This is a genomic window from Sphingomonas mollis (assembly GCF_016427505.1).
Classification (GTDB): domain Bacteria; phylum Pseudomonadota; class Alphaproteobacteria; order Sphingomonadales; family Sphingomonadaceae; genus Sphingomonas; species Sphingomonas mollis.
The window spans coordinates 60,190-72,934 of sequence record NZ_JAELXS010000009.1 but is presented as its reverse complement, the minus strand read 5'-3'; the positions used below and the strand labels follow the sequence as shown (position 1 = coordinate 72,934).

The 12,745-nt window shown below is 66.1% G+C and carries 14 protein-coding genes; 10 read left to right on the top strand and 4 right to left on the bottom strand.

The features are described 5' to 3' along the window. Positions 1-50: 50 nt before the first annotated feature. Complete coding sequence (trxB, locus tag JAO74_RS15400; protein WP_199040087.1) at positions 51-1,019, top strand: thioredoxin-disulfide reductase; 969 nt, start codon at positions 51-53, stop codon at positions 1,017-1,019. A 4-nt stretch (positions 1,020-1,023) separates the two neighbouring features. On the opposite strand, the gene JAO74_RS15395 is transcribed toward trxB, so the two are convergent. Then, positions 1,024-1,305: an acyl carrier protein gene (locus JAO74_RS15395; RefSeq protein ID WP_199040309.1), complete on the bottom strand. Its 282-nt coding sequence runs from the start codon at positions 1,303-1,305 to the stop codon at positions 1,024-1,026. A gap of 77 nt (positions 1,306-1,382) precedes the next feature. Between JAO74_RS15395 and JAO74_RS15390 the strand changes: the two genes are divergently transcribed. Continuing rightward, positions 1,383-2,912, top strand: coding sequence for an AMP-binding protein (locus JAO74_RS15390; RefSeq protein ID WP_199040084.1), 1,530 nt, complete (start codon positions 1,383-1,385; stop codon positions 2,910-2,912). Then, positions 2,909-4,132 (top strand): pyridoxal-dependent decarboxylase, exosortase A system-associated, encoded by a 1,224-nt coding sequence (locus tag JAO74_RS15385; protein ID WP_199040081.1) that lies wholly within the window; start codon positions 2,909-2,911, stop codon positions 4,130-4,132. The genes JAO74_RS15390 and JAO74_RS15385 overlap by 4 nt, the downstream gene beginning before the upstream one ends. Before the next feature lie 358 nt (positions 4,133-4,490). Here JAO74_RS15385 and JAO74_RS15380 read toward each other — a convergent pair whose 3' ends face one another. Beyond that, positions 4,491-5,546: a 1,9-bis(guanidino)-5-aza-nonane synthase gene (locus JAO74_RS15380; RefSeq protein ID WP_199040077.1), complete on the bottom strand. Its 1,056-nt coding sequence runs from the start codon at positions 5,544-5,546 to the stop codon at positions 4,491-4,493. 120 nt (positions 5,547-5,666) lie between these two features. Continuing rightward, positions 5,667-6,905: a type III PLP-dependent enzyme gene (locus JAO74_RS15375; protein WP_199040074.1), complete on the bottom strand. Its 1,239-nt coding sequence runs from the start codon at positions 6,903-6,905 to the stop codon at positions 5,667-5,669. A gap of 139 nt (positions 6,906-7,044) precedes the next feature. Between JAO74_RS15375 and JAO74_RS15370 the strand changes: the two genes are divergently transcribed. The 4 genes from JAO74_RS15370 to JAO74_RS18815 all read left to right on the top strand — a co-directional run bounded on the left by JAO74_RS15370 (position 7,045) and on the right by JAO74_RS18815 (position 9,318). Next, positions 7,045-8,007, top strand: a complete 963-nt coding sequence (locus JAO74_RS15370; RefSeq protein WP_332908826.1) for a threonine ammonia-lyase — start codon at positions 7,045-7,047, stop codon at positions 8,005-8,007. Then, positions 8,004-8,183: a hypothetical protein gene (locus tag JAO74_RS15365; RefSeq protein ID WP_199040071.1), complete on the top strand. Its 180-nt coding sequence runs from the start codon at positions 8,004-8,006 to the stop codon at positions 8,181-8,183. The genes JAO74_RS15370 and JAO74_RS15365 overlap by 4 nt, the downstream gene beginning before the upstream one ends. 80 nt (positions 8,184-8,263) lie before the next feature. Next, positions 8,264-8,728, top strand: coding sequence for an alpha/beta hydrolase family protein (locus tag JAO74_RS18820; protein WP_233151092.1), 465 nt, complete (start codon positions 8,264-8,266; stop codon positions 8,726-8,728). Continuing rightward, entirely contained in the window at positions 8,623-9,318 is a 696-nt protein-coding gene (locus tag JAO74_RS18815) for an alpha/beta hydrolase family protein (protein WP_233151082.1), read from the top strand. The genes JAO74_RS18820 and JAO74_RS18815 overlap by 106 nt, the downstream gene beginning before the upstream one ends. 115 nt (positions 9,319-9,433) lie before the next feature. On the opposite strand, the gene JAO74_RS15355 is transcribed toward JAO74_RS18815, so the two are convergent. After that, the gene (locus JAO74_RS15355) at positions 9,434-10,090 is read right to left on the bottom strand and encodes an alpha/beta hydrolase (RefSeq protein WP_199040064.1); all 657 of its coding nucleotides are present in this window, start codon (positions 10,088-10,090) and stop codon (positions 9,434-9,436) included. Positions 10,091-10,245: 155 nt separating this feature from the next. On the opposite strand from JAO74_RS15355, the gene JAO74_RS15350 reads away from it, so the two are divergent. Genes JAO74_RS15350 through JAO74_RS15340 form a run of 3 tightly spaced genes read left to right on the top strand, consistent with a single transcriptional unit; the run spans position 10,246 to position 12,673 of the window. Continuing rightward, positions 10,246-11,283: a cysteine desulfurase family protein gene (locus JAO74_RS15350; RefSeq protein ID WP_199040061.1), complete on the top strand. Its 1,038-nt coding sequence runs from the start codon at positions 10,246-10,248 to the stop codon at positions 11,281-11,283. Further along, the gene (locus JAO74_RS15345) at positions 11,280-12,365 is read left to right on the top strand and encodes a cysteine desulfurase family protein (protein WP_199040058.1); all 1,086 of its coding nucleotides are present in this window, start codon (positions 11,280-11,282) and stop codon (positions 12,363-12,365) included. The genes JAO74_RS15350 and JAO74_RS15345 overlap by 4 nt, the downstream gene beginning before the upstream one ends. Further along, positions 12,362-12,673: a 2Fe-2S iron-sulfur cluster-binding protein gene (locus tag JAO74_RS15340; RefSeq protein ID WP_199040055.1), complete on the top strand. Its 312-nt coding sequence runs from the start codon at positions 12,362-12,364 to the stop codon at positions 12,671-12,673. Before JAO74_RS15345 ends, JAO74_RS15340 begins: the two co-directional genes overlap by 4 nt. Positions 12,674-12,745 lie beyond the last annotated feature (72 nt).

The following is a 12,745-nucleotide window of genomic DNA, read 5'->3' as shown; positions in this document are numbered from 1 at the left end:
AAATTCAGTGCGCGAACGACTAGATGGGCGTCACACTACAGGATCGTTCGATGACCACCCACACCACGCGTATGCTTATCCTCGGTTCAGGTCCGGCCGGCCTGTCCGCCGCGATCTATGGTGCGCGCGCCGGGATGGCGCCGATCGTGGTGCAGGGCATCCAGCCCGGCGGCCAGCTGACGACGACGACCGATGTCGAGAATTATCCCGGCTTCGCGGATGTGATCCAGGGTCCGTGGCTGATGGAGCAGATGCAGAAGCAGGCTGAACATGTCGGCACCCGCCTGATGTGGGACACGATCGTCGAAGTCGATCTGTCGCGTCGGCCGTTCCGCCTGATCGGCGACGGCGGCGACGTGTATGAGGGCGAGGTGCTGGTGATCGCCACCGGCGCGCAGGCCAAGTGGCTGGGGCTGGACAGCGAACACGCCATGAAGGGCAAGGGCGTGTCCGCCTGCGCCACCTGCGACGGATTCTTCTATCGCGGCAAGAAGGTCGCGGTGATTGGCGGCGGCAACACCGCGGTCGAGGAGGCGCTGTACCTGACGAACCATTCCGACGACGTGACGCTGATCCACCGCCGCGATTCATTGCGTGCCGAGCGCATCCTGCAGGAGCGGCTCCACGCCCATCCGAACATCACGGTGCTCTGGAACAAGGAAGTCCGCGAATTCGTCGATGGTGGCGGCAATGCCGGCCTCGTCGCGCTCGATCTGGAAGACACGGTGACTGGCGAGCACAGCCGACTGGATGTCGAGGGCGGCTTCGTGGCGATCGGCCATCACCCCGCAACCGAACTGTTCCGGGGGCATCTCGACCTCGACAGCGATGGCTATATCGCAGTGGAGACGGGATCGACGCGCACCAACGTCGCAGGCGTGTTCGCGTGCGGCGATGTGGCGGACAAGATCTATCGTCAGGCGGTGACGGCGGCCGGCACCGGCTGCATGGCCGCGCTGGATGCCGAACGCTTCCTGGCGGCGGTGGAGTTCGAGGAAATGGCCGAGGCGGCGGAGTAGGGGCCTAAAGCCCCTGCGCCTTGCTCCGCACGAAATCGGTCAGTGCGCCGAAGGTTTCGAGCATGTCGCCATCCACTTCATCATCCTCGATCAGGATGCCGAGCCGGTCTTCCAGCTCGGTCAGCACACCGGCGACCGCCATCGAATCGAGTTCGGGCAGTGCCCCGAACAACGGCGTATCGACGGTGAAGGTAGCCGCGCGTTCGGGCGCGATGCCGAGCACGTCGGCCAGCACGCCGCGTACATTGGTTTCGATCACATCGTCGCTGGTTGCGTCGCCCGTCATCATCTTCCCCGCCATTATCGCGGCGGGCGTTACCGCGCGGGCATGAAAACGGCAATCGCTCTGCTATGCGGTTCGATATGATCGCGCTCGACCCCGTTCCTCACGCCATCGACCGGCTGACCGCCTGCGGCCGGGCGGAAGACCCGGCGCTGATCGACCGCGCGGGTGAATGGAGCTTCGCGCAACTGGGGCAGGCTGTGGCCGCCGCTGCCGCCTGGCTGCGCGCGGAGGGGCTGGAACCCGGCGACCGGGTTGCGACGTGGTTGCCCAAGACCCGGATCGCCTGCGTCATGCCGCTCGCCGCCGCGCGCGCGCGATTGGTCCATGTCCCCCTCAATCCGGCACTCCGTCGCGCACAGGTGGCGCATATTCTTGCCGACAGCGGCGCACGTCTGCTCGTCACCCAAGCCTCGCGCGCCGCGACGCTGGCGCTGGACGACTTACCGGTGGGATGCACCGTCGCGGAGGACACCGCGGTGCCATTGGCGGGGGCGGGGCTGGCGCCTTCCGATGCCGACCCCGGCGATCTCGTCTCCATCCTCTACACCTCCGGCTCGACGGGACGGCCCAAGGGGGTGATGCTCAGCCACGCCAATCTGTGGCTCGGCGCGATTTCGGTCGCGCATTATCTGAAGCTGGAACCGCACGACCGTGTGCTGGGCGTCTTGCCACTCGGCTTCGATTACGGCCAGAACCAGCTGTTTTCCACCTGGGCAGCCGGTGCCGCCGTGGCGCCACTCGATTACCTGACGGCGCGCGATGTGGTGAAGGCTGTCGCGCGGGTCGGTGCGACCACCCTCGCCGGTGTCCCGCCGCTCTGGGTTCAATTGCTGGAGGCGGAATGGCCTCCTGAAACCGCCGGGACGCTTCGCCGTCTGACCAATTCGGGTGGCGCGCTGACACCACAACTGGTTCGGCGCTTGCGCGAACGTTTCCCCCAAGCGGACCTGTATCCCATGTACGGTCTGACCGAGGCGTTCCGATCGACCTATCTCGACCCTTCACTGGTCGATGCACATCCCGATTCGATCGGCCGCGCGATCCCCTTCGCGGAAGTGATGGCCGTCCGCCCCGACGGCACTCGCGCTGCGCCGGACGAGCCGGGCGAACTGGTCCACGCCGGCCCGCTCGTCACGCAAGGATATTGGCAGGATGCCGAACGTACCGCCCACCGTTTCCGCCCCGCGCCTGCCTTCGCACGATCGGGCGGCATGGCGGTGTGGTCCGGCGACACGGTGGTCGAGGGCAAGAACGGTCTGTTTCGCTTCGTCGGTCGCTACGACGAGATGATAAAGAGCGCCGGCCACCGGATCAGCCCTCAGGAAATCGAGGAAGCGGTCCTGTCCGGCGGGGAAGCCCGCGAAGCGGTGGCGCTAGGCATACCCGACGAACGGCAGGGTCAGATCGTCGCGGTGATGCTGGCCGGCGATGCCATGCATGAACCGATACTGCGCGCCAGGCTGAAGGCGGAATTGCCCTACTGGATGCAGCCCGTCCATTATGTCTGGCGCGCTGCCCTGCCGCGCAATGCCAACGGCAAGCTCGACCGCGCCTTGATCCGTGATCTTGTTAGGCAGGGTCATCAAGAGCAAGGGGCGCCGGAATGAACCCCAAACCGATGGGGCCGATCCCCCCCGAATATGCCGATCAGCATGGCGTTTTGACGATCGCCGGTCATCTCGCCGGCGACTGGGCGGCGGCGGGTACGCCTGTCTTCGTGTATGATGCGGCGATCGTCGCGGCGCGTATAGCGCGGTTCAGGGCAGCGATGCCGGCGGTCGATCTCCATTACGCGATCAAGGCCAATCCGCACCCCGACCTGCTTGCTGCCATCGCGCCGCTGGTCGATGGACTGGATATCGCCTCGGCCGGCGAACTGCATCGTGCCCTGACGGTGAAGCCCGCGACTGCGATCAGCTTCGCCGGGCCGGGCAAGCGGGACACCGAACTGGAAGCCGCCATCGCGGCCGGGGTGACGTTGAACCTGGAATCCGAAGCCGAGGCGACGCGGGCAATCGCGATCGCCGATCGCCTTGACCGCACGCCGCGGCTGGCAGTGCGGGTGAACCCGGATATCGAGTTGCGCGGATCGGGCATGAAGATGGGCGGCCGCCCGTCGCCCTTCGGCATCGATGCGGTCCGCGTGCCGGCGCTCGTCCGCCGATTGATCGCGGCCGGCGTCGACTGGCGCGGCTTCCACATCTATGCCGGCAGTCAGGCACTGGACGCCGATGCTGTTGCGGAGACGCAGGCCGCCACCGTCGCGCTGGCAGCGCGGCTGGCGGACGAAGCCGGCGCGTTGCCGCCGCTCGTCAACCTCGGCGGTGGGTTCGGCGTGCCGTATTTTTCAGGCGACCGGCCACTCGATATCGAGACGATCGGCAGCCGACTGGCCGACGCCCTCGCAACGCGACCGACGGTTTTGGCGAGCAGTCGCTTCGCGATCGAACTTGGCCGCTGGCTGGTGGCGGAGGCCGGGGTCTATCTGGCCCGCGTGGTGGATCGCAAGGAAAGTGGTGGCGAAATCTTCATCGTCCTCGATGGCGGCCTGAACCACCAGCTTGCGGCGTCCGGCAATTTCGGCACGGTGGTACGGCGCAACTACCCGCTCGCCGTCGCGGATCGCATGGGCGAGCCGGTGGTGGAGACGGTCAACGTGGTCGGTCCACTCTGCACACCACTGGACCGGCTGGGGGACAGGGTAGCCCTGCCGCACATCGAGCCTGGCGATGTGATCGCGATCTTTCTCGCCGGCGCCTATGGTGCGACCGCCAGCCCGGCGGCGTTCCTCGGGCATCCGCCAGCGATCGAGCGGGTGGCCGTCTAACCGAACGCTGCCATTGCAGCGCGCTGCGTCAGCGAACGGAGCGCGAGATTGGATAGCAGGAACAGCGCGAACCTTGGTCGCGCCCGTTGTTGGTCGCGTACGCTACGCTGTGCAATCCGTGGGCCGGCATAGGCCCAATCGATCCACGCACTGGCGCCACCACGTAGACAATATCGGCCGCTCCATCCGGAGGTTGCAATATGCGCCTTTCATCGCGCCTGTGCCGTGCCGGTTCCCCATCTTCGGTCAGGAACTTCTAGGTTCGTCTGTCAATCGTCATAGCGCCCAAACGGCAACGACCCCCACATCGGATAATCCGGTGCGAGGGCCGTCGCTTGTCCGGCGATGCCGGTACGGATCAGTCGAAGGTCGCGCCCCACTTGCGAACCGGACGGTCCTTCCACAGGCCGCGATGATAGGCGTCAGATGCCAGCAGCGGCATCACCGACCCGGCCTCGGCGAACACCATCTGCTCGATGCCCGTGTTCACCTTGCCCCACGATGCCGCTTCCTGCAGCGTCGAGGACGAACACGCACCGTCACGCACGTCGGCGACGGTGATCTGCACCGCATACTTATGCACCTGTACATCGTCATGGCCGAGGATTTCGGCGCAGACGACGGTGTCCTGGATGAAGTTCTTCGGCACACCGCCGCCGATCATCAGCAGGCCCGTGGTGCCGGCCTTGATCTTGATGTCGGTCAGCTCGCGGAAATCGGCGATCGCGTCGAGCACCATGTACGGCTTGCCCTCCTTCGCGCGATCGACCTGATGCTTCACCAGACCGAAGCCGGCCGAGGAATCGACGAACGCCGGGCAGAAGATCGGCACATCATGCTCATAGGCGAGCTTGACGAGGCTGTTTTCCTTCTTGCCGTTCTCGACCAGATACTTGCCCATCGCGCGGATGAACTCGCGGCTCGAATAGGGGCGCGGCTCCAGCGAATTGGCGATGTCGAGGATCGTGTGGTCGCAATCCTGCAACTGCTCTTCGTCGATATACGTGTCGTAAATGCGATCGATCAGCAGCGAGCGCAGCGTATCGTCATCTGGCACTTCCAGCGCCTGATAATGCTTGTGGCCAAGGCCCTCGAAGAAATCCATGTCGACGATCGACGCGCCGGTCGCGACGATGCCGTCGATCATGTTGTTGCGCAACAATTCGGCGTATAGATCCATGCAGCCACCGGCCGAGGTCGAACCGGCGATGACGAGGAAGATCGTGCAGTCCTTGTCGGCCAGCATCTGGTTATAGATTTCGGTCGCGCGGCCAAGATCGCGGCTGGTGAACGACATCTTTTTCATCGCGTCGACGATCGGTCGCGCGTCGAACTTCGTGATGTCGATATGCTCGACCGTGGTCGAAAGCAGTTCCGCCTTGCGCTGCGCGTCGATGCGGGTGTCTTCGGTCATGTCAATTCCCTGGTAAACAGCCGTCGCCCGACGAAATTCGGGGTCTTCACCGGCGGTCGCGATGCGCGCCTTGCGAAGACCCCGGCTTTCGCCGGGGTGACAGGTAATGATGGCAGTGCGTTACAGCTTGACGACGTTCGATGCGACCCCGGCATGGCCGGTCAGATCAGTATAGAGCGACACCATCGGCTCGTCGTCCACGATCACGGTCTCTTCCGAACCGAAGCCGTTGAACGCCGTCCGCATCGCCGCGCCATAGGCGCCGAGCATCCCGATCTCGATATAATCGCCCACCTGCACATCGGCCGGCAGCAGGAACGGGCCTGCCATATGGTCCATGTCGTCGCAGGTCGGGCCATAGAAGGAGAACGGATGATCCCGCACCGTCGATTCCGGCTCACGCAACAGCGTGACGGGGAAGCGCCAGCCGATATGCGCCGCATCGAACAGCGCGCCATACGCACCGTCGTTGATGTACAGTTCGTTGCCGCGGCGACGCTCCACGCGCACCACGACCGAGCTGTATTCCGCGCACAGGGCCCGGCCCGGCTCCGCCCACAATTCCGCCGAATAGCTGATCGGCAGGCTTTCGAACGCGCGGTGGATCGTCTCGAAGAAGCGCTCCAGCGGCGGTGGCTCCATGCCCGGATAGGACGAGGGGAAACCGCCGCCGACGTCGATCACGTCGACGGTTACGGCCGCCTCCACGATCGCCGCGCGCACGCGCTCCATCGCCTGCGCATAGGCATCCGGGGTCATCGCCTGGCTGCCAACGTGGAAGCAGATACCCAAGGCGTCCGCCGCCTGACGGGCCGCGAACAGCAGTTCCTTCGATTCGCCCGGCGCTACACCGAATTTCGATGCGAGGCTCAGCTTCGAATATTCGGACGACACGCGCAGCCGGACGCACAGCGTCAGATCGGACGCGTTGCGCGTTGCGCGCATCACCTTGTCGAGTTCTTCGATGCTGTCGAGCGAGAACACCCGCACGCCATGGGTGAAATACGCTTCGGCGACCGCTTCCTCGGCCTTTACCGGGTGCATGAAGCACAGGGTGGCATCGGGCAGCGTCCGCGCGACGAGACGCACCTCGGCAATCGAGGCAACGTCGTAATGCGTGATGCCGTTATCCCACAACACCTGCAACAGGTCGGGGGACGGGTTCGCCTTCACCGCATACATCGAGCGACCCGGAAACTTCTCAGCGAAGAATCGGGCGGCCCGCGCCGCGGCGTGGGGACGAATCAGGGTTACCGGATCAACCGGGTTCCGCCTGGCGATGTCGATGCCTCCACCAACGGTGGGGAGGACGGTCGATTGGGCTTTCGCTAGCCCCAGCGCGCTATGGTGCTTGTGCAATTCAAGGGACCTCCAATTGCCTTTCGGCATACGGTGACAAAAGCTGCCTTGCGGTTGGAAGTCCCATGGGGCAGCGGAAGCGCGATCTAGGGTCGTGATCCCCCCATGTAAAGTGGCTAGCTTCAGCAAAGGACGACATGTGACGATTTTGCGACAGCCTACCATGGCGGGCGTCCGCGACGCAGCGGCCAAGCTGATGACAATTCTGCCGCCGACGCCGATTTTCACGACGGAAATCAAGGGCGTGCCCGTTACCTTCAAGGCCGAATGCCTGCAACCGATCGGGTCGTTCAAACTGCGCGGCGCCTGGCACCGTCTGACGGCGCTGGACGAGGCGGCCCGCCGCCGTGGCGTCGTCGCGTTCTCATCCGGCAATCACGCCCAAGGGGTGGCCTGGGCAGCCCGTCGTCTGGGCATCGCCGCAACGATCGTCATGCCCACCGACGCACCGCGCGTGAAGCGCGAGGCCACCTTGGCACTGGGTGCGGAGGTCGTCGATTACGACCGCGCTACCGAGAGCCGCGAACTGATCGCCGGTCGATTGGCGGAGGCGCGCGGCAGCACGCTCGTGCCCAGTTTCGACGATCCATGGGTCATCGAGGGGCAGGGCTCCGCCGCACTTGAGGCAGCACAGCAGATGACCTTGGCGGGGCTGGGGGCGCCGATACAGGTGGTCGTCCCATGCGGCGGTGGCGGTCTGGCGGCGGGCAGTGCGCTCGCGCTCAGGGACGCGGCGATCTGGCTCGTGGAACCGACAGGATGGGACGACATGCGCCGCAGTCTGGAGGCGTCATGGATCGAGCCGGTCGGCCCCAATCCACCTCCCACCGCCTGCGATTCGCTCCAGACCACGCGCGTCTCGCCGCTGACGTTCGATGTCCTGTCCCGCCGCGACGCGACCGGCGTGGCGGTCAGCGAGGACGAGATCGCCGCCGCGCAGGGGTGGGCGGCGGAGCGGTTACGACTGGTGGTCGAACCCGGCGGTGCCGTGGCGCTGGCGGCGCTGCTGGCGGGGCGTGTGCCGGTGAAACCGGGGACGCTGGCGATCCTGTCGGGCGGCAATGTCGATCTGGCTGCCTATGCGCTGGCGATCAGCCGGTGAACGGCGTGCTGGGATCGATCGCATCGGCGGCGCCGGCGATCGCGATGCTGGGATGCTTCGCGTGCGTCATCGGCGGCATTGCCCTGATTCGCGGGCGACGGGACGTGCGTAAAGGCGTGTTGATGCTGGTGATGGCGGCGGTGCTGCTGGGTAACGTGCTGATCTGGACGATGTAGCAGGCGGCACCACGAGACAATGGCGTTGCGTGACAGGCCGGTTATTAAATCACGCCGTCAGGTTCAGGGAAGGAAACTCGATGCGCGCGCTGTCTCTGATTGCTGCTGTTTCGCTGATGTTTTCTTCGTCGTCTTTGGCAGGATCACCCGAGCAGCTGCCGGAACCATGGGCGGTTGCTTCGGATACCGCCGTCACCAGTCGCGATATCAGTTTTCAGAATGGCGGCGCGACCCTGTCGGGAACGCTGTTCTACCCCGCCGGCACGAGGCCGCGCGCGACCGTCATCGCCCTGCATGGCGCCGGCGTGCCGTTGCGTTCCGATCCGCTGTATCGCCATCTGATCCAGATCATGCCGCGTCTGGGCATGGCCGTCTTTCTGTACGATCGGCGCGGATCAGGTCGCTCTACCATGGCGGTGCAAAGCCGGGCAACTTCGACCTGCTGGCCGACGATGCCGTCGCCGCCTTCGCGCGGCTGTCCCGAGAACCTGGCATCGATCCCGCGCGTATCGGCTTCTGGGGATTGTCGCAGGGCGGATGGCTGACGATCCTTGCCGCGGCCAAGGAACAGCGAGCCGCCTTCGCCATCGCTGCCTCGGCGCCGATGGCCGCCGCCGACGTCCAGATGAACTTCGCCGTCGCGAACATCCTGCGGATACGCGGTCAGCCACTATCGGTGATCGACCGGGCAATCCGCGCCCGTACCATCGTCGATGAGTATGCCCGCGGCCGCCGCTCCCGCGCCGAAGCTGAAGCAGCGGAAGCCGATGCGAAGACCGCGCCGTGGTACGACCAGATTTGGCTGAGGGGGAACATCGACGATCCCGAATGGCGCCGGCAGATCAGCGCCGATCCCCTGCGCGCGCTCGAACGGTCACGCGTACCGACGCTCATCCTCTTCGGGCAGAAGGATCCATGGGTGCCGGTGGCAGGTTCGATCGCCTCGCTGCGATCATCCGCTTCCCGGTTTCCTCAGGTCACCGTCCGCGTGATCGACAATGCCGATCACGCGATGATGATGGATGTTCCACCCATACGACAGATCGACACTCGTTTCGCGACCCGGGCAGCACCGAACGCGCCGGCATATTTCGCGTTGCTCGGCGCGTGGCTTGAGTCTGTCGTTGGCGAATAGGCGGTTGCTTGAATCCCGTCACGGGCAAAGCCCATGCCGTCGAACGGCGCAGAGCGCCGCCGGCCGGCTTTGCACCCTAGCGCAGATCAGCTTGGCTGATCCGCTGCGCCCAGCCTCACTTGATCGGCGACTTTGGATCGAGCCGCATGTCCAGATATTTGTCCACCGATCCCATCAGTTCGGGCATTTCATGCTCGAAGAAATGGTTCGCCTTCGGGATCGTGTCGTGGTGGATGGTGATGTGCTTCTGGGTGCGCAGCTTGTCGACCAGCTTCTGCACCGACACTGGCGTGACCACCTCGTCATTCTCGCCCTGGATGATGATGCCAGACGACGGGCAGGGGGCGAGGAAGGTGAAGTCGAACATGTTCGCCGGCGGCGCGATCGAGATGAAGCCGCGGATTTCCGGACGGCGCATCAGCAACTGCATGCCGATCCACGCGCCGAAGCCCGATCCGGCGATCCACGTCGTCGATGCCTCCGGGTGAAAGCTCTGCACCCAGTCGAGCGCCGATGCCGCATCGGACAATTCGCCGATGCCGTTGTCGAACACGCCCTGGCTCTTGCCGACGCCACGGAAATTGAACCGCAGCGTGGCGAAACCGCGCCGCTGGAACGTCTTGTACAGTTCCTGCACGATACGGTTGTTCATCGTGCCGCCCGCCGACGGGTGCGGATGCAGGATCATCGCGACGGGTGCGCGGGGACGGGGAGCGGGCGCGAAACGGCCCTCCAGACGGCCTTCGGGACCGGGAAAGATGACTTCGGGCATGGAAACTCGCCAATCTGGGGCGCGCCGGGTGGAGCGCGGAATGTGGGGCGCTATATAGGCGCAAAGCCCTTCTCCGCAATCGGCCCTGTTTTATCGATGGAACGATCCTGACCGCCTCGACCCGCCTATACCTCGACCATGCCGCCACCACGCCGATGACGCGACTCGCCCGGGAGGCGATGGCGGCGGGGCTGGCGAACTGGGCCAATCCATCCTCGCCGCATACCGAGGGTCGCGCCGCGCGTGCGGCCCTGGAAGATGCCCGCCGTGCGATCGCCGCTGCCTATGGGTGGACGGGCGAGGCGCTGCTGACCAGTGGGGCAAGCGAATCGCTGGCGATCGCGCTGTGTCGCGGCACCGCCACCCGGATCGCGATCGGCGCGACCGAGCATGACGCGGTGCTGCGTGCCGCCCCGCATGCGACGGTGTTGCCGGTGACGGCGGACGGGACGATCGATCTGTCGGCGCTGCGCGAATGGATAACCGCCGATCCCACCCCCGCACTGGTCGCCGCGCAATGGTGCAACAGCGAGACCGGGGTGCGGCAACCGCTCGCCGAGATCGCGGCCATCGTTCATGCGGCGGGTGGCCGGCTGCTGGTCGATGCCGCGCAGATGCCTGTGGGCGCCGATCGGGACTTGGCCGCACAGGCCGATTTCGTCGCTCTGTCGGCGCACAAACGTGGCGGGCCGCCGGGTATCGGCGCGCTGCTGGTCCGCGATCTTGCCGCGTTGATGCCGACCGGCGGGCAGGAGCGCGGCTATCGCCCCGGCACCGAGAACGTCCCCGCCGTGCTGGGCTATGCCGCCGCGCTGGCCGAGCCCGAGGACATCGACCGGATGGTGCTGCTGCGCGCCCGGCTCGACGATGCGATCGCACGGTCGGGCGGCGAGGTGGCTGCCCGGCACGCATGGCGGCATCCGGCGATCGGGTCGTACCGCCTGTCCGGCACCGCCGCGACCGCGCAACTGATCCGCCTCGACCTTGCCGGCTTCGCCGTATCGGCGGGCAGCGCTTGTGCCAGTGGCAGCATGAAGCCCAGCCATGTGCTGTCGGCGATGGGTTGGGCGGAGGCGGCCACCCGCGAAGTGATTCGCGTCAGCTTCGGCCGCACGACGACGGACGCCGACGTCGATGCCTTCATCGCCGCGTGGCGGGCGATGGCGCGTGCGACCGGGCGGTTCGCGGCATGATCTACCTCGATTATCAGGCGACGACCCCTCTCGCGCCCGAGGCATTGGCGGCGATGCTGCCCTGGCTGCGCGATCAGCACGCCAATCCTCACTCTCCGCATCGTCCCGGTCGTGCGGCGCGGGCGGCGGTGGAGGTGGCGCGCGATCAGATTGCGGCACTCTGTCCGCCCGGTGGTCGCATCGCCTTCACCAGCGGTGCGACCGAATCGCTCAACTGGGCGATCAAGGGAACGACCGGGCCGATCGTCACCCTGGCGACGGAACACGCCGCCGTTCTCGATACCGTCGCGGCGGAGGCGAAGAGCGGGCGGGCGGTCATGATATTACCGGTCGGTCCGGATGGTCTGGTCGATCTCGACACTGCCCGTGCGGCGATCGTGCCGAGGGTCGGACTGGTCGTGGCGATGCTCGTCAATAACGAGATCGGCGTGATCCAGCCGATCGCCGAACTGGCGGCGATGGCCCGCGCTGCCGGTGCGCTGATGCTGTGCGATGCCGTGCAGGGATATGGCCGCGTATCCATTCCGCCGACGTGCGACATGATCGCGATCTCGGCGCATAAAATCTACGGGCCGAAGGGCGTGGGCGCCCTGTGGATACGCGACGGTGTCGATCTCGCGCCGTTGCTCCACGGCGGTGGTCAGGAGGCACCGGGGCGATCGGGAACGCTCAGTCCGTCGCTTTGTGCGGGGTTCGGGGTGGCGGCCTCGCTGATGGCGACGCAGGCAGAAGCGGATCAAATGCATATCGACAATCTGTGGCGGATCGCGTCCGCCCGGCTGCCGTCCGACTGGCAACTGAACGGCACCGACGCGCCCCGCTATCGCGGCAATCTCAACATCCGTAGCGCCGGGCTCGATGTCGCGCGCCTGATGTCCGATTGTCGCGATCTCGCCTTCTCCGCCGGATCGGCCTGTGCCAGCGGCTCCGGCCGGTCGAGCCATGTCCTGCGGGCGATCGGTCTGGGTGAGGGGCCGGCGCGATCGTCGATCCGGCTGGGCTGGGGGCGCTACACGACCGAAACCGGCTTCACCGCCGCGATCGACGCGATCATCGCGGCCGCGGAGGCACAGCGCCTGTGATCCGGGTCCGTTTCGTCGCGACCGACGGCACCGTCACCGATGCGCAGGGCGCGGACGGCGTTCGCCTGCTCGACGTCGCGCAGGCGGCGGGGCAGCCGCTGGAGGGGACCTGCAACGGCGATCTCGCGTGCGCCACCTGCCACGTCATCGTCGATCCCGCCGATGCACCGCGCCTGCCGCCCGCCAGCGAGAACGAGGAGGATCTGCTCGATCTCGCCCCGGCGGCCACGCGCACCAGCCGGCTGGCCTGCCAGATCATCCTGACATCCGCGCTCGATGGCCTGACGGTGCGGATCCCCCGAAGCTGACATTCCGACAACATGGGGTTCAGTATCGATCCATCCTGCCCGGCTCATATCCGTGCCCTGCCCGCCGTAGTT